Genomic DNA, 19,293 nt, shown 5'->3' on the forward strand with positions numbered 1-19,293 from the left:
CGTTCGAGGGGGCGGCCGATCGGCCACGCCGGCCCGTCGGCGCCGCATACCGTTGCCGTGGCGCAGCAAGGGAGTGCCTGGATCGGCAAGCGGGCCGCTCTGGCGTTTCGCCGGGATTTCCCGCCGGGCTGCCGCCTGCGCGCTGCTGCGATGCAGCACAGGTCGCCGCAACAAGCCCTTTACAAGTCCGCATGAAAACGTTTACGTTGGCGCCACCCAAGGGTTGGCGAACCCGGCGGAAACATTCCCATGGCGGCAGCAACCATCAAAGACGTGGCGCGCGAGGCCCGGGTGTCGGTGGCTTCAGTGTCGCGCGCGCTCAATGGCGGCGGCGGCGTCACCGCGGCCACCAGCGCGCGCATCCACGCCGCCGCCGAGCGCCTGCAGTACATCCCGCATGCAGCGGCGCGCATGCTGATCACCCGCCGCACGCACACTGTCGGCGCCCTGCTGCCCGACCTGTACGGCGAGTTCTTTTCCGAGTTGATCCGCGGCATCGACCTGGCGGCGCGTGCGCGCGGCCTGCACCTGCTGGTATCCAGCTCGCACGGTGGCGCGACCGAAGCGGCGGCGGCGGTGCGCTCGATGCAGGGTCGCGTCGACGGCCTGCTGATCCTGTCCGAACGGGTCGACACGGCGTTCCTGCGCGCCAACCTGCCCAAGGCGCTGCCGGTGGTGCTGCTCAACAGCGCGGTGAGCGGGCCGGCGTTCCACGTGATCAACATCGACAACCACGGCGGCGCGGTGGCGATGGTGCGGCACCTGCTGCAGGCCGGCCATCGCAGCGTGGCGCTGATCGCCGGGCCGCCCGGCAACTTCGACGCCAGCGAACGCGAGCGCGGCTATCGCGAGGCGATGGCCAAATACGCCCCGCGCGCGGCATTGACCGTGGTGGATGGCGACTTCACCGAGGAATCGGGCTATCGCGCCGGCCAGCAGCTGCTGGCGCGGACGAAGCGGCCGGCGGCCGTGTTCGCCGCCAACGACATGATGGCGGTGGGCTGCCTGGCGGCGTTCAAGGACGCCGGCGTGCAGGTGCCGGAGGACATCGCGCTGGCCGGCTTCGACGATATCCCGATCACCCGCTACGTGACACCGGCCCTGACCACGGTGCGCGTGCGCATTGCCGACTTCGGCCGTCTCGCGCTGGAGCGCCTGGCCGACGTCGTCGAACGCCCCGGGCAGGAAACACCTTCCGCCGACACGCTCGGTTTTGAAATCGTGGTTCGCGACACCTGCGGCGGAAACAAACCAGAAAAGAACTCCTGAACGTCTCAGCAAACTGCCCGGGGAGGGGAGCGATGAAAACCTCAACGCAATTCAAGAAGAACCTGCTGGCCGGATTGATCGGCGCGTCGATCATGTCTCTGGCCGTCGCACCATCGTTCGTGATGGCCGCGAGTTCCGACGCGAACCTGCGCGGCCATGCGCCTCCGAACGCCCTGGTGACCGCCAGGAATATCGCCACGGGCTCGACCCGCGTGACCAAGGCCAACGGCGAAGGCAGTTATGCGCTGGTCGGCCTGCCACCCGGCACGTATACGGTCGATGCCGGCCCGGGCACGACACAGACCGTCACGCTCAGCGTGGCGTCCACCGCGACCCTGAATCTGACGGCCGCGGCCGCGACCAGCACCAGCGCACCCGCCGCAGCCAACGCGACCAACCTCGGCGCCGTCACGGTGACTGCAACGGCCTTGCAGGAAGTGAAGACGTCCGAGGTCGGCAACACGGTGTCGCTGCGCCAGATCGACGCCACGCCCCAATCCTCGCGCAACTTCCTGCAATTCGCCGACGCCGTGCCGGGCATGGTCTTCACGCGCGATGCGAACGGCAACACCAGCCTGCGTTCCGGCGCCCAGGCCACCAGCGCGATCAACGTGTACATCGACGGCGTGGGCCAGAAGAACTACGTGTTGCAGGGCGGCGTCACCGGCCAGACCGGCAGCCAGGGCAACCCGTTCCCGCAGCTGGCCATCGGCGAATACAAGGTCATCACCTCGAACTACAAGGCCGAGTTCGACCAGGTCTCGAGCGCCGCCGTGGTGGCGCAAAGCAAGTCCGGCACCAACACCTTCCACGGCGACGTCTTCGGCGACTTCACCAACACCGCCATGCGCGCGAAGACGCCTTCCGAAATAGCCAACCACAAGAAGACCGATTCGCACGAAAAGGACTACGGCTTCGATCTGGGCGGCCCGATCATCCAGGACAAGGCGCACTTCTTCATTGCCTACGAGGGCAAGGAATTCGACACGCCGACCACGGTGGTTCCGGGCCTGATCGGCGGCGGCTACGAAAGCCAGCTGCCCGCCAGCGCCAGCGCGCAGATCGGCCCGGCCAGCCTGCCGTTCAAGGAAAACGACTGGTTCGGCAAGATCGACTGGGAGCCCACCGACCGCGATCGCTTCGAGCTCAGCGGCAAGTATCGCGACGAAACCCAGGTGTCCGGCATCGGCGGCGTCACCACGCCGTCGGCGGCCATCAACACGAACAACACCGACAAACGCTATGACCTGCGCTGGGATCACAGCGCCTACAGCTGGTTCAACCGCCTGCAGGTGACGTACGAGGACGCGTTCTTCTCACCCACGCCCGCCATGCACGGCGCCGGTGCGCGGTACACGCAGGACATCAACCAGAACCAGACGATCCTGCAGACAGGCAACTCCCCGCTGGCCCAGCAGAACAAGGGCCAGAAAGGGCCGGCGCTGCAGGACGACCTGACCTTCAATGATTTCGAGTGGCACGGCGACCACGTCATCAAGATGGGGGTGAAGTACAAGGAAGTGAAACTCACGGCGCAGGACGCCGGCGATACGAATGCCTTGTTCAGCTACGCCGTCACGCCCGATGCCGGCACCGAGGCGACCCCCTACGAAGTGCAGTTCGGCTCACCCACGCCGGGGCAAAGTCCGGTGGCGACCAGTCGCGACAAGCAGTTCGGCGCCTATATCCAGGATGACTGGGCCATCAACGACAAGCTGACCCTGAACCTGGGCGTGCGCTGGGATTACGAGGAAACGCCTTCCTATCTCAACTACGTCACGCCAGCCAACGTGGTCGCCGCCCTCAACAGCCCCGATCCCCACACGGGTGCGCCCGCCGGTCAGACCTACGCGCAGACACTGGCCCTGGGCGGCGTGGACATCAACGACTACATCAGCACCGGGAACAATCGAAAGGCGCCGAAGAACAACTTCCAGCCCCGTCTCGGTTTCTCCTACGACCTCAACGGGGACGAAGCGCATGTCATTTTCGGCGGCATCGGCCGTTCCTACGATCGCAACCTGTACGAGGCGATCCAGGTCGAGCAGACCAAGTCGGTGCTGTCGCAGCCGACGATCCAGTTCAACACCCCGCTCCATCCGTGCACGGTAGGGGTCGGTACCTGCTACGCCTTTGATCCGTCATACATGGACATCGCGACCCTGCAGGCGCTGGTGGCCGGAACCAACACCGGCAAGGAGGTGGACGCGGTCAACAACCACCTCAAGACGCCCTACTCCGACCAGATCAGCCTGGGCATGCGCAACACGATCGGCGAATGGAACACCAGCGCCGCGATCGCCAACATCCGCAGCCACGACGGCCTGGTCTACACGCTGGGCAACCGCTATCCCGACGGCAGTTTCTGGCAGAACGGCAGTCAGCCGTGGGGCAACGGCATCCCCGGCTTCGGCAGTTTCATCATCGGCAACAACGGCCTGGAAACCCGCACCACCCAGGTCCTGCTGTCCGCGGAAAAGCCCTATACCAAGGAATCGCACTGGGGCCTGACGATTGCCTACACCCACACCCATTCGAGTCAGAACCACAACAACAACGACCCGACCGACCAGTACGCGTTCGACTTCGAGACCGTCGGCCATTACCCGTTTGTCGGCGGTGCCGTGGCCAAGAACCGGCTCGTGGTGACCGGCAACATCGATGGCCCCTGGGGCTTCGTGTTTGGCGGCAAGCTGACCCTGTCCACACCCGTTCCCAACGTCGGCATGGCCTTTTATGGTGCGCCGGCGACGAACCAGGACAACGGCGTGACCAACGGCGCCGGCGGTCGCGTCGTCGCCATCGCGCCACCGGGCAACGGCCGCTTCCTGATCGGCGGCAAGGTCTTCGGCTATCGCGACCTCGACCTGCAGGCCACGAAGAACTTCAAGATCTACGACAACGTCAGTGGCTATGTGCGCATCGACCTGATCAATGTGTTCAACTTCAGGAATACCGTGGGCTACATGACGAACTACGGCAGCGGCGGCGTCTACAACCCGCAGGTGTTCTACAACCCCACCGGCGACATCACCGGTTACACGCGCACCCTGAGGGCCACGGCCGGCATCAGCTTCTAGGGCGGAGCTTCGAGCCGGTGGACGGCACCGGAGCGGTCTCATGCAAAGCCCGCGTTTCGCGGGCTTTGTTCTTCACGCCGAAGCACTCCCTTGCACGAGCGGGTTTTCCATGACTGATCCACGCATCCGCAATATCGTGATTGTCGGCGGTGGCACCGCGGGCTGGATGGCTGCAGCGGCGTTTGCGAAGGTACTCGGGCCGGACTATGCAATCCGGCTGATCGAATCGGAAGAAATCGGCACGGTCGGCGTCGGCGAGGCGACGGTGCCGCACCTGAAGCTCTTCAACAATCTCCTGGAAATCGACGAGATCGAGTTCATCAGGCAGGTGCAGGGCACGTTCAAGCTCGGCATCCAGTTCAACGACTGGGGCCGCATCGGCGACACGTATATCCACGGCTTCGGCACGATCGGCCACGATGTCAGCCTGCTGCCGTTTCATCAGTTCTGGATCAAGGCGAATCAGCTGGGTATCGCCGAGGACATCGGCGCCTACTCGCTGAACACGGTGGCCGCGCCGCTTGGCAAGTTCATGCCTTCGGCCACCGATGTACCGGCCGGCTCGCCGCTGGCGGACATCGCCTATGCCTACCACTTTGATGCTGGCCGCTACGCCAGGTACCTGCGGGGCTACGCCGAGCGGCGCGGCGTGCGTCGTACCGAGGGCAAGATCTCCCAGACCCTGCTGCGTGCGCATGACGGCTTTGTCGAGGCCGTCGTCCTGGAAAGCGGCGAGCGGATCGATGGCGAATTGTTCATCGACTGCTCCGGCTTTCGTGGCCTGCTGATCGAGCAGGCGCTGCATACGGGTTATCTGGACTTCACGCACTGGCTGCCGTGCGACCGTGCAGTTGCGGTGGCTTGCGAGAAGGTGGGACCACCCACGTCCTACACGCGCTCCACCGCGCGCGATGCCGGCTGGCAGTGGCGGATTCCGTTGCAGCATCGCACCGGCAACGGTTACGTGTATTCAAGCGGCCATGTCAGCGACGACGAAGCAGCGGCAACCTTGCTCGCCCATCTCGACGCACCTGCGGTCGGCGAGCCGCGCCCGTTGCGCTTTACCACCGGCGTGCGCAAGAAGTTCTGGAACAGGAACGTGGTGGCGCTGGGACTGTCCAGCGGGTTCCTGGAACCGCTGGAATCGACCAGCATCTACATGATCCAGTCCGGTATCGCGCGCCTGCTCAATCTTTTTCCGCAGCGCGATTTCAGCGAGGTGGTGATCAATCGCTACAACGCGCAAGCCGTTTTCGAGTACGAGCGCATCCGTGACTTTCTCATTCTGCACTACCACGCCACCCGGCGGGACGACACGCCGTTCTGGCGCCAGTGCCGCACGATGTCGATTCCGGATCAACTGCGCGAGAACATCGCCCTGTTTCGCGACAGCGGCCGCTTCTTCCGCAATGCCGAGGAAATGTTTGCTCTGGTCAGCTGGGTACAGGTGATGATCGGCCAAGGCATCATCCCGCGGGGCTATCACCCCCTGGTTGACCAGATGCCCGAGCGGGACCTGCGCAAGTTCATTGCCGGTGTCGGCCAGGTTGTCGCCAGCTGCGTCGATTCGATGCCGATGCAACAGGCCTTCATCGATCGCTACTGCACCGCTGGAGCTGCGTGACCCGGGTTTGCACCATCAACACAAGAACCACATCCTTCATTCGTCGCCACGGATATTCCGCTCGATGAGTCTTCTGCGCTTCCGCTCCTTCCTCGCCCCATTGCTGCTGGCATTCGCGCTCACCGGCCTGGGTGCATGGGCACCAGCCGCAGCGCAGGACATCACCACCGAGGCCACGCGCCACGCGCCGCTGGCCTTCACCGCCCTCCCTGCCGACCAGCAGGCGCAACTGGACGAGCTGGAACACCGCACCTTCCAGTTCTTTTGGGACACCACCAATCCGGTCAACGGGCTGGCACCGGACCACTGGCCGGGGCAGTCGTTCTCCAGCATCGCGGCGGTGGGTTTCGGCCTGACGGCCTACGGCATCGGCGCCGAACGGGGCTGGATCAACCGCGACCAGGCGGTCAAGCGAACCCTGGTGACCTTGCGCTTCTTCGCCGACTCGCCGCAGAACGCCAGCGAGGATGACGCCACCGGCTACCGCGGCTTCTACTACCACTTCCTCGACATGCAGACCGGCTTGCGCCACGGTCGCGGCGTCGAGCTGTCCAGCATCGACACCACCTTGCTGCTCGGTGGCGTGCTGTTCGCGCAGTCGTACTACGACCGCGACACGCCGCAGGAAAAAGAGATTCGCGCGCTCGCCGACATGCTCTACAAGCGCGTCGACTGGCCGTGGATGCAGGCACGCCCGCCGCTGGTCAGCATGGGCTGGACCCCCGGCGGCGAGTTCATCCCGCACGACTGGGAGGGCTACAGCGAGGCGAACCTGCTCTACATCCTGGCGCTGGGCTCGCCCACCCATCCGCTGCAGCCCGCGGCGTGGCACGCGTGGACGCGCACCAACCCGCGCTACTGGGGCACGCTCTACGGCGAAACCTTCCTGACCTTCGGGCCGCTGTTCGGCCACCAGTACAGCGCCGCGTGGATCGACTTCCGCGGCATCCGTGACGACTTCATGCGCCAGCACGATTCGGATTATTTCGAAAACGGCCGCCATGCGGTGCTGTCGCAACGCAACTACGCGATCGCCAATCCGGCGGGCTGGACCGGCTACGGCGAGAACCTGTGGGGGCTGACGGCCAGCAACGGCCCGGGCCACTTCGGCATCGTCACGGACGGGCGCGAGCGGCGCTACTTCGGCTACTCCGCGCGCGGCGTGGGCCTGCGCCACGTGGTCGATGACGGTACCATCGCGCCCACGGCAGCGCTGGGCTCGATCGCCTTCGCGCCGGACCTGGTGGTGCCGGAGTTCCTGCACATGAAACAGCGCTACGGCAAATACATCTACGCGAAGTACGGCTTCCGCGACGCGTTCAACCTGACCCTGCGCGATCCCGACGCGCCGCTGCGCACCGGCCTGGTGATTCCCGGCTTCGGCTGGGTCGACACCGAGTACCTGGGCATCGACCAGGGCCCGATCCTGCTGATGCTGGAGAACTGGCGCAGCGGCCTGGTGTGGAAAGTGATGAAGCGCAACCCGTATGTGCGCAAGGGCCTGCAGCAGGCCGGCTTCCGCGGCGGCTGGCTGTCACGGGCGGCGGCCACACCGTGAGCCGGCGGCGCTGGCGACTGCTGGCGCCGGCGCTGTTGCTGGTCGGCATCGCTGCCTGCCGGGGCGATCACGATGATCGCCACACACTGACCTTCTGGGCGATGGGCCGCGAGAGCGAGGCAGTGGCGCAGCTGATGCCGGCGTTCGAGCGCGAACACCCGGACATCCGCGTCGACGTGCAGCAACTGCCGTGGAAGGCGGCGCACCAGAAGCTGCTCACCGCGATCGCCGGCGACACCACGCCGGACGTGGCCCAGTTGGGCAACACCTGGCTCGCCGAGATGTGCGCGCTGGATGCGCTCGAACCGCTGCAGCCGTACGTCGAACGTTCGCGCGTGGTGCAGCCGGCGGATTACTTTCCCGGCACCTGGGCCACCAACCGCATCGACGGCACCCTGGTCGGCATCCCCTGGTATGTCGACACGCGGCTGCTGTTCTACCGCAAGGACCTGCTCGCCGCCGCCGGCTTCGACGCGCCGCCGCGCGACTGGGCTGCCTGGTCGCGGCAGCTGGCCGCGCTGCAGGCGCAGGCCGCGCCCGATCACTACGCGATCCTGCTGCCGACCAACGAGTTCGAGCAGCTGCTGTCGCTGGCCCTGCAGCAGGACGAGCCGCTGCTGCGCGACGGCGGCCGCTACGGCAATTTCGAAAGCGCCGGCTTCAAGCGCGCGCTGGCGTTCTACGTGGAGCGGTTCAAGCGACACGAAGCGCCGCTGCTGGCCAACACCGAAGTGCCCAACCCATGGGCCGAGGTCGGCCGCGGCGTGTACGCGTTCTACTTCTCCGGGCCGTGGAACATCGGCGAGTTCCGCCAACGCCTCCCGGCGTCCCGGCAGGACGAATGGGCGACCGCGCCGCTGCCTGGCCTGCACGGCCCGGGAGCCGGCATCGCCAGCGGCTCCAGCCTGGTCATCTTTCGCCACTCGCCGCGCAAGGCGCAGGCCTGGTTGCTGATCGAATACCTGTCGCGCCCCGAGGTGCAGCAGCAGTTCTACGCGTTGCTGGGCGACATGCCGCCGCGCCGTTCGGCGTGGCGGGGCGACGCGCTGCGTGGCGATCCCGCGGTACAGGCATTCCACGAGCAGCTGGAACGGGTCAAGCCGACCCCGCCGGTGCCGGAATGGGAGCGCATCGTCACCGAGATGCAGCTGGTCGCCGCGCGCGCGGCCCACGGCGAGCTCACCGTGGACCAGGCCGCCGCCGAGATCGACCGCCGCACCGACGCGATCCTGGCCAAGCGGCGCTGGATGCTCGACCGCGCCGGGCGCACGCGATGAGCCGCGCGCGCACCGCCTGGCTGTTCCTCACCCCGGCGCTGCTGGTGCTGGGCGTGTTCTTCTTCGTGCCGGTGCTGGGCGCGCTGGGCCTGAGCCTCACCGATTACGACCTGTACGCGCTGGCCGACATCCGCAACCTGCGCTTCGTCGGCCTGCACAACTATGGGGAGTTGCTGCAGCGGCCGCTGTTCTGGACCGCGCTGGGCAACACGTTCTACTTCGTGGTTGTCGGCGTGCCGCTGTCGATCGGCGCCTCGCTGGGCACCGCGCTGCTGCTCAACTCGCCGCTGGCGCGGATGAAGGCGTTCCATCGCACCGTGCTGTTCGCCCCGGTGGTGACCACCGTGGTGGCGGTGGCGGTGATCTGGCGCTACCTGTTCAACACCAAGTACGGCCTGGTGAACCATGCGCTGGCGATGCTGGGACTGAACCCGGTGGACTGGCTGGGCGACCCGCACTGGGCGATGCCCACGATCATCGCCTTCGCGGTGTGGAAGAACTTCGGCTACAACATGATCATCCTGCTGGCCGGCCTGCAGGCGGTCCCGCCGGAGCTGTACGAGGCGGCGCGCATCGACGGCGCCTCGCGCTGGCGGCAGTTCCGCCACATCACCCTGCCGATGCTGCGGCCGACCATGGTGCTGGTGATGGTGCTCACCGTGGCCGGCTATTTCCAGCTGTTCGCCGAGCCCTACGTGATGACCGAAGGCGGGCCGCTGCAAAGCACCACGAGCGTGCTCTACCTGATGTACGACGACGGCTTCAAGTGGTGGAACTTCGGCGTGGCCTCGGCCGTCGCCTTCGCCTTGTTCGGCATCATCCTGGCGGTGACCATGCTGCTGTTGCGACTGGCGCGACGCGGGGCGGCGGCATGAACCCGCGCCTCGCCCGGTGGCTGGTCAACGGCGCCTTGTTCGGCTGCGCCGCGGTGGCCGTGCTGCCGCTGCTGTGGATGCTGTCGGCCTCGCTGATGCCGGCCGGCAGCGCCAGCTCGCTGCCGCCGCCGCTGCTGCCCGCGCAACCCACGCTGGACAACTACCGTGCGCTGTTCGCCCGTGCCGGCATGGGCCGCTACCTGCTCAACAGCCTGGCGATCTCCGGCGCGATCGCCGCGCTGGCGCTGGTATGCAACCTGATGGCCGGCTACGCCTTCGCCAAGCTGCGCTTCGCCGGGCGCGAGCGCCTGTTCCGCGCGCTGATCGGCGCGCTGCTGATCCCCGCCCAGGTGGCGATGCTGCCGCTGTTCCTGCTGCTGAAATATGCCGGCCTGGTCAACAGCTACGCCGGCGCGATCGTGCCGGGCATGGCCACGCTGTTCGGCATCTACCTGGTGCGCGAGTTCGCCCGCAGCGTGCCGGACGAGTTGCTGGAAGCGGCGCGCATCGACGGCGCCGGCGAGTGGCGCATCTTCGTGCAGATCATGCTGCCGCTGCTCAAGCCGGTGATGGTGACGCTGACCGTGTTCACCTTCCTCGCCGCCTGGAACGATTTCATGTGGCCGCTGATCGTGCTGACCGGCCAGGAGCACTACACCCTGCCACTGGCGCTGGCCTCGCTGGTGCGCGAACACAGCGAGGACACCGAACTGATGATGGCCGGCTCGGTCGTCACCGTGCTGCCGGTGCTGGTGCTGTTCCTGGCGCTGCAGCGGCATTACCTGCAGGGGTTGTTGCTGGGGAGCGTGAAGGGGTGAGAGCGCCCGCTTTAATGGAGTGACGCGCTCCTTGCGTTCGCTCCCTCTGGGAGAGGGGGCGAATGCAAGGAGCGCTTTATCTGATTAGAACCGGCCCGCCCGGAAATCCGTGATCGCCTCGTGGATCTGCGCCTGGGTGTTCATCACGAACGGACCGTAGCGAGCCACCGGTTCGTTCAGCGGCTTGCCGGCGACGACCAGCAGGCGCGAGGGTTTGTCGCCGCCGGCCAGCTGCAATTGTTCGCCATCGGACAGCACGCCCAGCTCGCTGCGTTGCAGCCGTTCGCCACCGACCAGCGCCGATTCGCCCTCGAACACGTAGGCGAAACCGTGGTGGCCGACGGGCAACGCCAGCGCGAACCGCGCACCGGGCTGCAGGCTGACGTCGAGATACACCGGCGCGGTGGCGATGCCTTCGACCGGTCCGGTGGCGCCGGCCAGCTCGCCCGCGATCACCTTGACCTCGACGCCGTCGGCCGGATGCACCACCGGAATCCGCTCCGGGGCGATGTCCTGGTAGCGCGGCGCCGTCATCTTGTCCTTCGCCGGCAAATTCACCCACAGCTGGAAGCCCCACATCAGGCCGTTTTCCTGCTGCGGCATTTCCGAGTGCAGGATGCCGCGGCCGGCGGTCATCCACTGCACGCTGCCCGGCGTGAGGTCGCCGCGGTTGCCATGGTTGTCGCCGTGCCGCATGTGGCCGGCGAGCATGTAGGTGACCGTCTCGAAGCCGCGATGCGGGTGTTCGGGGAAGCCGGCGATGTAGTCATCGGCGCTGTCGGAGCGGAATTCGTCCAGCAACAGGAACGGGTCGAGCATGTCCAGCCCGGGCTGGCCGATGATGCGCTTGAGCTTCACGCCGGCGCCGTCGGAGGTGTCGGTGCCGCGGATGCGGCGGGTGATGGTGCGATCGCTCATGGGGTTCTCCGGCTGGTAAGACATGCCCGCCAAGATGGTCCGATTCGTGCGCCGATCCAAGCGGTGTCACCGGAACGGATCGTTTCGCTGGCGCGACACCGGCTCAGTCGAGCCAACGAAAGGCCCGGCGCAACTCGGCCATGGCGTTGTCCGGAAACCAGCGCCCGTGCGCCAGCACCACGCGCCGCGGCTGCCACGCCAGCATCCGCGCCAGACAAGCGCGTGCCTGGCGTTTGCGACCCAGATAGGTCAGGCGCATGTCCCATGGCGCCTTGCCGTCGGGGTCCAGGACGCCACCCAGCCGTGCCAGCCAGCGCATCGGGCCGTGCAGCCTGTCGAGTTCGAAATTCTCGATCAGGTCGGTGAGGATCAGCGTACCGCTGGCGTCATGCAGGAACACGAATTCCTGCATCACGCGGCTGCCGCGGAAGCACATCTGCTTGATGCTGCCGGCCCAGTCCGGGGGCGGCGCGTCGTCCAGATCGGCGTCGAAATGCACGTCGATGCGCTGGCTGGCCGCACGCTGGCGCACCCCGGGCGAAGCCCACGCCGTGGCGTGGGGGTAGCGCTGCTTCCACGCGGCGATATGGGCGTAATGAAGCAGGTTGGGCGACACCAGATGGCGCACCGGCCCGAGCGCATCGATCGCCTCGAACAGCGCCGCGTCGGGCGCGATCGGCGAGTGGCACCACAGCCCGCCGTCGGGCAACCGCACCACCGTCATGCGGGTGGGAAACGGCATGCGCATGCCGAGCGCCGCCATCGCCACCACCGGGCCGTCGACGATCCAGATGTCGGCGGCAACCGGTTTCAACGTGTCGAGCGGGGTGTACAAGCCGAGTTCCGTCACGAATGACCTCGCCAAATGCAGCAGGAGCCCGCTCGCGGGCGATGGGTTTACTCCGAATCCTGAATCCCGATTCCCGAATCCCGGCCCTCAATGCACCCAGTGACCGCTGCGCTGGCGCGGCGGTGCGGCCTCGCTATCGCTGGCTGGCTGGTGCTGGCGCACCATCGCTTCCACTTCCGCCTCGGTGGCGGGGTTGGCCTGCCAGTACTGGTTCACGGCTTGCAGCACCGCCGGCACCTGGCCCAGGCAGTCGTCGTATTCGTCGTCGCTGAGCTTTTCGAACTCGGCCTCGGCACGCAGGATGCCTTCGTCCACCGCCAGCGCCATCACCGGGCCGAGCAGCTCCATCAGCTGGGGATCTTCAGCCAGGCGGCCTTCCCACAGGGCGGCGCGCAGGTCGATGCCGCGGCTGAAGCCCTCGCACCAGCCGGCGGCCGACAGCATCGGACCGGCCTCGGATTCGACTTCGCCCAGGATCGGCTCGTAGGCATCCACGTCGAGCTCGGCGCTGATCGAATCGTTGAGCTTGGCCAGCAGGGCCAGCACGCGATTGCCTTCGTCCTCATCCTCGAACGGCTCGTGCAGCACCTCGCGCAGCCATTCCTCGGGCAGCACCAGCAGCGGGCCGACGGCCAGCGCCGAGAGCAGGCCGTGCACCCCATCGAGCAGCAGGTCGCCCTCGCCGGTATGCGCGCGCAGGTAGCGGTCCAGTTCGTCCAGTTCGTGGTCGTCCAGCGAGCTCGGCCATTCGTTCTTTGCAGTCATTTCGGTCAGATGTCCAGTTCCAGCGTTACCGGGGTATGGTCGGACGGGCGCTCCCAGCGCCGCGGTTCCCGGTCGATCCCCGCCGCCATGGCGGCCGGTTTCAGGGCGTCGCCGATCAGGATCAGGTCGATGCGCAGGCCCATGTTGCGGCGAAACGCCGCCTGCCGGTAATCCCACCAGCTGTAGTGCCCGGGCGCGGACTCGAACAGCCGGAAGCTGTCGTGCAGGCCCAGGTCGGTGATCGCCTTGAGTGCCTCGCGCTCGGGCGGCGAGCACAGGATGTCCTCGCCCCAGGCCACCGGGTCGTAGACGTCGCGATCGTCGGGGCAGATGTTGAAATCGCCCAGCACCACCAGGTTCGGGTGGCGCTCGTGCTCACGCGCCAGGAACTCGCGCACCCTGGCCATCCAGTCCAGCTTGTAGGCGTATTTCTCGTCGCCGACCGCCTTGCCGTTGACCACGTACAGGTCGACCACGCGCAGCGGGCCGATGGTCGCGGCGAGGATGCGCCGCTGCGGGTCGTCCAGGCCGGGGATGTCGGTAATCACGTCGACCGGCGCCTCACGGGCCAGGATCGCCACGCCGTTGTAGGTCTTCTGGCCCGAATACACGGCCCGGTAGCCGGCAGCGGCCAGCTCGTCGACCGGGAACTTCGCGTCCTCCAGCTTGGTTTCCTGCAGCGCCACGATGTCCGGCTGTGCGTCGGCCAGCCACTGGCCCAGATGCGGCAGGCGCACCTTCAGCGAGTTGACGTTCCAGGAGGCGATTTTCATCGGGATATTGTAAAGGATTGCCCCGATCGGCCCGGCGGGCCGGCTGAACGGTTCGCGCCGATCGCAATACTTCGGTGCAGGAAAGCCACCGAAATCGCGATTTCCAGTGTATGCTGCGCGGGCAAGCCGTCCGGAGCACCCGGTTCACTTGCCCATCTTGCGGTCAAGTGCAATCGCTCCGAGCCGCAAATCATCCATGCTTCAAAGGTAACGTTACATGTCGGATCGTCAGAGCGGTACAGTCAAGTGGTTCAACGACGCCAAGGGTTTTGGCTTCATCACGCCGGAAAGCGGTGATGACCTGTTCGTGCATTTCCGCGCGATCCAGGGCACGGGCTTCAAGTCCCTGCAGGAAGGTCAGCGCGTCACGTTCATCGTCACCAAGGGCCAGAAGGGCCTGCAGGCCGAGGAAGTCCAGGCTGCCTGAGTCGCACAGACTCAGCTCCTGAAGGAAAGCCCGCTTCGGCGGGCTTTTTTTTGCCTTGGGGGCGGGGAATAGGGAATGGGGAATAGGGAATAGGAAGAGCGGCAACGCTTCGCGACCGACCGCTTTTGCGATTCCCTATTCCCTATTCCCCATTCCCGGCCCTTCACGCCAAACCGTAGCTGCGCAGCAGCGCCTCCGGCTCGGGTTTGCGGCCGCGGAAGGCGATGAAGCTCTCCAGCGCCGGGCGGCTGGCGCCGACGGCGAGGAACTCGCGGCGGAAGCGCTCGCCGGTGGCGCGGTCGATCACGCTGCCGCTTTCCCCCGCCTGCTCCTCGAACGCACCGAACGCGTCGGCGCTGAGCAGTTCGGCCCACAGGTAGCTGTAGTAACCGGCCGCGTAGCCGCCGGCGAAGATGTGGCTGAAGCCGTGCGGAAAGCGCTGCCATGCCGGCGGATGCAGCACCGCCACCTGCTTGCGCACCTGCTCCAGCACCGCCAGCGCGCGGGCGCCGCGGGACGGCTCGTACTCCAGGTGCAGCAGAAAATCGAACAACGCGAACTCCAGCTGGCGCACCAGGAACAGGCCGGCGTGGAAATGCCGCGCGGCCAGCATGCGCTCGAACAGCTCGTCCGGCAGCCGCTCGCCGGTCTGCCAGTGGCGCGCGAACAGGTCCAGCGCCTGGCGATTCCAGCCGAAGTTCTCCATGAACTGGCTGGGCAGTTCCACCGCGTCCCATTCCACGCCGTCGATGCCGCCGATCGAGGGCAGCGCGATGCCGGTGAGCAAATGGTGCAGGCCGTGGCCGAACTCGTGGAACAGGGTCAGCACGTCGTCATGGGTGAGCAGTGCCGGCTTGCCCTCGGTGGGCGGGGCGAAGTTGCAGGTGAGGAAGGCCACCGGCCGTTGCTCCTGGCCGCCGTCGTCGAAGCGGGCGCGGCAGACGTCCATCCAGGCGCCGCCGCGCTTGCCGTTGCGCGCGTAGAGATCGACGTAGGCGCCGGCGAACACCTTGCCGGCGGCATCGCGCACGTCGTAGTAGCGCACCTGCGGGTGCCACACGTCGACGTCGTCGCGGGCGGCGAGAGTGATGCCGTAGAGTTTTCCGGCGAGGCCGAACAGGCCGTCGATCACCGCCGGCAGCGGGAAGTACGGCTTGAGCTGCTCCTCGTCCAGTGCGTACTCGCGCTGGCGCAGTTTCTCCGACGCGTAGGCGACATCCCACGGTTCGAGCGTGTCGAGCTTCAGTTCGGCGCGGGCGAACTCGCGAAGGGTGGCCAGTTCGCGCTGCGCGACGGGCTTGGCGCGGGCGGCCAGGTCGTGCAGGAACTCCAGCACCTCGGCCGGCGAGGCGGCCATCTTGGTGGCCAGCGACTCCTCCGCCGCATTGGCGAAGCCGAGCAGGCGCGCAGCTTCGTGGCGCAGGGCCATGATCTTCTCGATGCGCTCGCTGTTGTCGAACTTGCCCGCATCCGGACCCTGGTCCGAAGCGCGGGTCTGGTAGGCCCAGTACACCCGCTCGCGCAGGCCGCGGTGGTCGGCGTAGTTCAGCACGGCCTGCACGCTGGGCTGCTTGAGCGTGACCAGGTAGCCGTCCAGATCCTGATCCTGCGCATACTGGCGCAGCACGGCGAGGCCGGAGGCAGGGATGCCGGCGAGGTCGCGCTCGTCGGTGACGTGTTCGTGCCATGCCTCGCTGGCATCGAGCACCGCGTGGGAGAACTCGGTGGAGAGCCGCGACAGCTCCACCCCGATCTCGCGGAAGCGCGAACGCGCCGGCTCGGCCAGCGCCACGCCGGACAGCCTGAAGTCGCGCAGGGCATGTTCGACCAGCGCGCGCTCCGGCCGCGGCAAGGCGGCGAAATCCGCCGCATCGGCCAGCGTCTGCACCGCCGCGTACAGCGCGCGGTTCTGGCCCAGCTCGATCGCGTGCTCGGTGAGTTTTTCCTCGGCCGGGCCGTAGACCGCGCGCAGCGCTTCGCTGTCGGCCACCGCCTGCAGGTGCGACACCGGTGCCCAGGCCCGCGCCAGGCGCTGCTCCAGCCGTTCCTGGGTCAGCATCACGTGGTTGAAGTCGCGCGGCGCGCCGGGGGCGACCAGCGCGTCGATGGCGGCGCGGTAGTCGGCCAGGATCGCGTCGATCGCCGGTTGGACGTGCTCGGGGCGAATCTGCGAAAACGCCGGCAGGGTGTCGTCGGCCAGCAGCGGATTGTCGGGGCTCATGCGGTCTCCTTTGAGCCGCCAGCGTGGCGATCGCGCCGGGCGAAATCAAGCGCGGCAGCGTGACGAGGCACCGCGCGCCGCTAGAATGCGCCGATGAATTCCCTGCGCAGCTTCAAGGGCATCGCGCCCACGCTCGGCCAACGCGTCTACGTCGACCCCGCCGCCACGGTGATCGGCGACGTGGTGCTCGGCGACGACGTCTCGATCTGGCCCGGCACGGTGCTGCGCGGCGATGTCAACGCCATCCGCGTCGGCGCCAAGACCAGCATCCAGGACGGCGCGGTCGTGCACGTGGCCCACGCCGGCCCGTACGGCCCGGGCTACCCGTGCCTGATCGGCGAGGGCGTCACCATCGGCCATGGTGCGGTGGTGCACGCCTGCACGATCGGCGACTACTGCCTGATCGGCATGCACGCCAGCGTGCTCGACGGCGCGGTGGTGATGCGCCACGGCTTCGTCGGCGCCGGCGCGCTGATCCCGCCGGGCAAGGTGGTCGGCGAGGGCGAGCTGTGGCTGGGCAACCCGGCGAAATGCGTGCGCGTGCTGGGCGAGCGCGAGATCGAGCAGTTGCACTATTCGGCCGGGCATTACGTTCGGCTGAAGGACGTCTACCTGGCGGAGGCCTGATGGGCATCCGTCGCGTGCTGTTCCTGTGCAGCCGCAACCGCCGGCGCAGCCCGACTGCCGAGCGGGTGTTCGGCGCATGGCCGAACCTCGAGGTGGATTCGGCCGGCCTCGCCGACGACGCCGACGTGGTGCTGAGCACGGACCAGCTGGACCGGGCCGAATGGATCGTGGTGATGGAGAGCAGCCATCGCCGGCGCCTGCAGGCGCGCCATCGCGCCCGGCTCAAGGGCAAGAAGATCGTCTGCCTGGACATTCCCGACCGCTACGCCTTCATGCAGGCGGAACTGGTCGCGGCGCTGCTGCGGAAGGCCGGGCCGCTGCTGCGCTGAGCCGGCCTCACATCGCCGCGCCGCGCATGGCGTTCGCCTGGCGGATGCGCTCGGCTTCGGCCTCGTGCTGCCGGGTCAGGATGTTGCGCGCGGCGGACAGTTTGCCGCCGAGCAGGGACAGCGTGAAGTTGTTGCTGTCGAATTCGCGCAGCAGATCGATTTCGCGGCGCGCCTCCTCCAGTTCGTTGCGGTTGATGGTGCGCTCGATCTCCTCCGAGGCGCGGCCGAAGGATTCCCGCAACGCCTCGTGCGCGGTGCGGTCGTGCGGCTCCAGCTGCAGTACGCTGAGGTAGAACTCGAACGCGTTGCTGCCGGCCGGCGCGATCAGGCGGCCGTCGCGCATGGCGTCGCGCGCCAGCCCGAGCAGGATGGCGCGGTCGCTCTGCGCATCGTCGAGCGGTGTCCCGGCCGCTTCGACAGCGGTCGTTCCAGTGGGCGAAGGTGCCGCCACCGGGCCCCGCCGGAAGGTCGCAGCGGCTCCGCCCAACACCAGCAGCAAGACGACGGCAAGCGCGTATCGGTGCGATACGGTGGAAAGAAAGCGGGACATGACACCTGCTGCGCAAACGATGGCCGCGCGCTGGAGTCGTCGTCATCGGCGCGCTCCCGGCGGGTCGCGCCATCCTGCCCGCGCATTGTTTCAGTCGTGTGGCGCGGCGGCGACCGGTGCGCTCAGGCCGTTTGCCGGCGCAAGGTTTGGTACACCGGCTCGGTGTCCGGTCGCTGGCCATGCCACAGCGCGAAGGCGTCGGCCGCGGTTTCCACCAGCATGCCCAGGCCGTCGCAGGCGTAGCGCGCGCCGGCCGCGCGGGCCCAGCCGATGAAACCGGCGGCGGCCTGGCCGTAGGACAGGTCGTAGCACACTGCGCGGCTGCCGAGCAGGGCAAACGGCAGTTGCAGCGCCGCGCCGAGCACGCCAGCCGAGGTGGCGTTGACGATCAGGTCGAAACTGCCGATGGTGGCCAGGTCGTCCCAGTAGCGGGTACGCACCCGCGCCGGCTCGCCAATGGCGTCGGCCAGCGCGTCGGCCGCCGCCGGCGAACGATTGACGATGGTCAGCGATCGCACGCCGGCATCGAGCAGCGGCCAGGCCACCCCGCGCGCTGCGCCGCCGGCACCGAGCAGCAAGGTGTCATGGCCGCGCAGGTCGATCTCGTGGCGTTCGGCCAGATCGCGCACCATGCCGTCGCCGTCGGTGTTGTGCGCCGCCAGACGGCCGTCCTCCAGCCGGGTCAGCACGTTGGCCGTGCCGGCCCGCGTGGCTGCCACGCTGTGCTGGTCGGCCAGCGCGAACGCGGCCGCCTTGTGCGGCAAGGTGACGTTGGCGCCGCGGCCGCCATCGGCGAAGAAGCGCCGCACCGCATCGGCGAAGTCGGCCGGCGGCACGTCGATCGCGCGGTATGCCAGCTCGATGCCGCACTGCTGCGCGAACGCCTGGTGGATCGCCGGCGACAGGCTGTGGCTGATCGGGTGACCGAACACGGCGAACTGGGCGGGCTGCATGGGGGTTCCCTGAGGAGTACTGGCTGCCAGTCTACAAGCCACCCCTCAGCGTGCATGGTCGCAGGCGGTGAGATGAGCGGCAGGCACGCTGGCGGCACTTTCACGGGAGATGCCCCATGCGCACGTCGAGCCCGCTTTCACCGCATCATCCACGCCTGTTTACCGCTGCCAGCACCTGGCTGCTCGGAGGTGGCGTCTTGCTGCTGAGCACCCTGGTGCCGGCGCACACCGCGCTCCTGGGCTGGACGCCCGCGTTCTGGCTGCTGGTCGCGCCCTTGCTGGTGCTGCTGGCGCTGGAACCGGGGCTGCCGCGCCGCTGGCTGGCGCGGCGGCGTCTGCGTGTCGTCCACACCGTTCACGGCGCGGCCTGGCGCTGATG

At 67.5% G+C, this 19,293-nt stretch carries 18 protein-coding genes; 11 read left to right on the plus strand and 7 right to left on the minus strand.

What is annotated here, in order from left to right; all coding sequences use genetic code 11:
• Nucleotides 1-249 precede the first annotated feature (249 nt).
• The 7 genes from ACVCMC_RS13535 to ACVCMC_RS13565 all read left to right on the plus strand — a co-directional run bounded on the left by ACVCMC_RS13535 (nucleotide 250) and on the right by ACVCMC_RS13565 (nucleotide 10,501).
• Entirely contained in the window at nucleotides 250-1,269 is a 1,020-nt protein-coding gene (locus ACVCMC_RS13535; protein WP_447097671.1) for a LacI family DNA-binding transcriptional regulator, read from the plus strand.
• 32 nt (nucleotides 1,270-1,301) lie between these two features.
• Nucleotides 1,302-4,349, plus strand: coding sequence for a TonB-dependent receptor (locus ACVCMC_RS13540; protein ID WP_447097672.1), 3,048 nt, complete (start codon nucleotides 1,302-1,304; stop codon nucleotides 4,347-4,349).
• A 109-nt stretch (nucleotides 4,350-4,458) separates the two neighbouring features.
• Complete coding sequence (locus tag ACVCMC_RS13545; protein ID WP_447099502.1) at nucleotides 4,459-5,973, plus strand: tryptophan halogenase family protein; 1,515 nt, start codon at nucleotides 4,459-4,461, stop codon at nucleotides 5,971-5,973.
• A 64-nt stretch (nucleotides 5,974-6,037) separates the two neighbouring features.
• Nucleotides 6,038-7,531 (plus strand): glucoamylase family protein, encoded by a 1,494-nt coding sequence (locus ACVCMC_RS13550; RefSeq protein WP_447097673.1) that lies wholly within the window; start codon nucleotides 6,038-6,040, stop codon nucleotides 7,529-7,531.
• Complete coding sequence (locus ACVCMC_RS13555; RefSeq protein WP_447097674.1) at nucleotides 7,528-8,808, plus strand: sugar ABC transporter substrate-binding protein; 1,281 nt, start codon at nucleotides 7,528-7,530, stop codon at nucleotides 8,806-8,808. The genes ACVCMC_RS13550 and ACVCMC_RS13555 overlap by 4 nt, the downstream gene beginning before the upstream one ends.
• Nucleotides 8,805-9,683 (plus strand): carbohydrate ABC transporter permease, encoded by an 879-nt coding sequence (locus ACVCMC_RS13560; protein WP_447097675.1) that lies wholly within the window; start codon nucleotides 8,805-8,807, stop codon nucleotides 9,681-9,683. Before ACVCMC_RS13555 ends, ACVCMC_RS13560 begins: the two co-directional genes overlap by 4 nt.
• Nucleotides 9,680-10,501 (plus strand): carbohydrate ABC transporter permease, encoded by an 822-nt coding sequence (locus ACVCMC_RS13565; RefSeq protein ID WP_395120795.1) that lies wholly within the window; start codon nucleotides 9,680-9,682, stop codon nucleotides 10,499-10,501. The genes ACVCMC_RS13560 and ACVCMC_RS13565 overlap by 4 nt, the downstream gene beginning before the upstream one ends.
• A gap of 84 nt (nucleotides 10,502-10,585) precedes the next feature.
• Here ACVCMC_RS13565 and ACVCMC_RS13570 read toward each other — a convergent pair whose 3' ends face one another.
• From ACVCMC_RS13570 to xth, 4 genes are all read right to left on the minus strand, one after another.
• Complete coding sequence (locus ACVCMC_RS13570; protein WP_447097676.1) at nucleotides 10,586-11,419, minus strand: pirin family protein; 834 nt, start codon at nucleotides 11,417-11,419, stop codon at nucleotides 10,586-10,588.
• A 103-nt stretch (nucleotides 11,420-11,522) separates the two neighbouring features.
• Nucleotides 11,523-12,269 (minus strand): DUF4336 domain-containing protein, encoded by a 747-nt coding sequence (locus tag ACVCMC_RS13575; protein ID WP_447097677.1) that lies wholly within the window; start codon nucleotides 12,267-12,269, stop codon nucleotides 11,523-11,525.
• An 87-nt stretch (nucleotides 12,270-12,356) separates the two neighbouring features.
• Entirely contained in the window at nucleotides 12,357-13,034 is a 678-nt protein-coding gene (locus ACVCMC_RS13580; RefSeq protein ID WP_395120790.1) for a YecA/YgfB family protein, read from the minus strand.
• Between the two features lie 5 nt (nucleotides 13,035-13,039).
• The gene (xth, locus tag ACVCMC_RS13585; protein ID WP_447097678.1) at nucleotides 13,040-13,807 is read right to left on the minus strand and encodes an exodeoxyribonuclease III; all 768 of its coding nucleotides are present in this window, start codon (nucleotides 13,805-13,807) and stop codon (nucleotides 13,040-13,042) included.
• Nucleotides 13,808-14,024: 217 nt separating this feature from the next.
• On the opposite strand from xth, the gene ACVCMC_RS13590 reads away from it, so the two are divergent.
• Nucleotides 14,025-14,234 (plus strand): cold-shock protein, encoded by a 210-nt coding sequence (locus ACVCMC_RS13590; protein WP_008438719.1) that lies wholly within the window; start codon nucleotides 14,025-14,027, stop codon nucleotides 14,232-14,234.
• 163 nt (nucleotides 14,235-14,397) lie between these two features.
• Here ACVCMC_RS13590 and ACVCMC_RS13595 read toward each other — a convergent pair whose 3' ends face one another.
• Complete coding sequence (locus tag ACVCMC_RS13595; protein WP_447097679.1) at nucleotides 14,398-16,455, minus strand: M3 family metallopeptidase; 2,058 nt, start codon at nucleotides 16,453-16,455, stop codon at nucleotides 14,398-14,400.
• Between the two features lie 93 nt (nucleotides 16,456-16,548).
• Between ACVCMC_RS13595 and ACVCMC_RS13600 the strand changes: the two genes are divergently transcribed.
• Both ACVCMC_RS13600 and ACVCMC_RS13605 read left to right on the plus strand, forming a co-directional pair.
• A complete protein-coding gene (locus tag ACVCMC_RS13600) occupies nucleotides 16,549-17,082 on the plus strand; it encodes a gamma carbonic anhydrase family protein (RefSeq protein ID WP_447097680.1) in 534 nt (177 codons plus the stop codon).
• On the plus strand, nucleotides 17,082-17,411 hold the full coding sequence (locus ACVCMC_RS13605) for a low molecular weight protein tyrosine phosphatase family protein (RefSeq protein ID WP_447097681.1): 330 nt from the start codon (nucleotides 17,082-17,084) through the stop codon (nucleotides 17,409-17,411). Before ACVCMC_RS13600 ends, ACVCMC_RS13605 begins: the two co-directional genes overlap by 1 nt.
• Nucleotides 17,412-17,418: 7 nt before the next feature.
• Here the strand turns inward: ACVCMC_RS13605 and ACVCMC_RS13610 are convergent, their stop codons facing one another.
• Both ACVCMC_RS13610 and aroE read right to left on the minus strand, forming a co-directional pair.
• Nucleotides 17,419-17,961 carry an energy transducer TonB gene (locus ACVCMC_RS13610; RefSeq protein WP_447097682.1) on the minus strand — a complete coding sequence of 181 codons (543 nt, stop codon included), beginning with the start codon at nucleotides 17,959-17,961 and terminating at the stop codon, nucleotides 17,419-17,421.
• Between the two features lie 122 nt (nucleotides 17,962-18,083).
• Nucleotides 18,084-18,914 carry a shikimate dehydrogenase gene (gene aroE, locus ACVCMC_RS13615; RefSeq protein ID WP_447097683.1) on the minus strand — a complete coding sequence of 277 codons (831 nt, stop codon included), beginning with the start codon at nucleotides 18,912-18,914 and terminating at the stop codon, nucleotides 18,084-18,086.
• A 116-nt stretch (nucleotides 18,915-19,030) separates the two neighbouring features.
• On the opposite strand from aroE, the gene ACVCMC_RS13620 reads away from it, so the two are divergent.
• Nucleotides 19,031-19,291: a hypothetical protein gene (locus ACVCMC_RS13620; protein WP_447097684.1), complete on the plus strand. Its 261-nt coding sequence runs from the start codon at nucleotides 19,031-19,033 to the stop codon at nucleotides 19,289-19,291.
• Nucleotides 19,292-19,293 lie beyond the last annotated feature (2 nt).

This window comes from Rhodanobacter sp. UC4452_H20 (assembly GCF_052978205.1).

What these genes read in the sequence shown, in the direction of transcription:
- ACVCMC_RS13535 (WP_447097671.1), top strand. Translation starts at nt 250, where the DNA reads ATGGCGGCAGCAACCATCAAAGACGTGGCGCGCGAGGCCCGGGTGTCG.
- ACVCMC_RS13540 (WP_447097672.1), top strand. Translation starts at nt 1,302, where the DNA reads ATGAAAACCTCAACGCAATTCAAGAAGAACCTGCTGGCCGGATTGATC.
- ACVCMC_RS13545 (WP_447099502.1), top strand. Translation starts at nt 4,459, where the DNA reads ATGACTGATCCACGCATCCGCAATATCGTGATTGTCGGCGGTGGCACC.
- ACVCMC_RS13550 (WP_447097673.1), top strand. Translation starts at nt 6,038, where the DNA reads ATGAGTCTTCTGCGCTTCCGCTCCTTCCTCGCCCCATTGCTGCTGGCA.
- ACVCMC_RS13560 (WP_447097675.1), top strand. Translation starts at nt 8,805, where the DNA reads ATGAGCCGCGCGCGCACCGCCTGGCTGTTCCTCACCCCGGCGCTGCTG.
- ACVCMC_RS13565 (WP_395120795.1), top strand. Translation starts at nt 9,680, where the DNA reads ATGAACCCGCGCCTCGCCCGGTGGCTGGTCAACGGCGCCTTGTTCGGC.
- ACVCMC_RS13570 (WP_447097676.1), bottom strand. Translation starts at nt 11,419, where the DNA reads ATGAGCGATCGCACCATCACCCGCCGCATCCGCGGCACCGACACCTCC.
- ACVCMC_RS13580 (WP_395120790.1), bottom strand. Translation starts at nt 13,034, where the DNA reads ATGACTGCAAAGAACGAATGGCCGAGCTCGCTGGACGACCACGAACTG.
- xth (WP_447097678.1), bottom strand. Translation starts at nt 13,807, where the DNA reads ATGAAAATCGCCTCCTGGAACGTCAACTCGCTGAAGGTGCGCCTGCCG.
- ACVCMC_RS13590 (WP_008438719.1), top strand. Translation starts at nt 14,025, where the DNA reads ATGTCGGATCGTCAGAGCGGTACAGTCAAGTGGTTCAACGACGCCAAG.
- ACVCMC_RS13595 (WP_447097679.1), bottom strand. Translation starts at nt 16,455, where the DNA reads ATGAGCCCCGACAATCCGCTGCTGGCCGACGACACCCTGCCGGCGTTT.
- ACVCMC_RS13600 (WP_447097680.1), top strand. Translation starts at nt 16,549, where the DNA reads ATGAATTCCCTGCGCAGCTTCAAGGGCATCGCGCCCACGCTCGGCCAA.
- ACVCMC_RS13605 (WP_447097681.1), top strand. Translation starts at nt 17,082, where the DNA reads ATGGGCATCCGTCGCGTGCTGTTCCTGTGCAGCCGCAACCGCCGGCGC.
- ACVCMC_RS13610 (WP_447097682.1), bottom strand. Translation starts at nt 17,961, where the DNA reads ATGTCCCGCTTTCTTTCCACCGTATCGCACCGATACGCGCTTGCCGTC.
- aroE (WP_447097683.1), bottom strand. Translation starts at nt 18,914, where the DNA reads ATGCAGCCCGCCCAGTTCGCCGTGTTCGGTCACCCGATCAGCCACAGC.
- ACVCMC_RS13620 (WP_447097684.1), top strand. Translation starts at nt 19,031, where the DNA reads ATGCGCACGTCGAGCCCGCTTTCACCGCATCATCCACGCCTGTTTACC.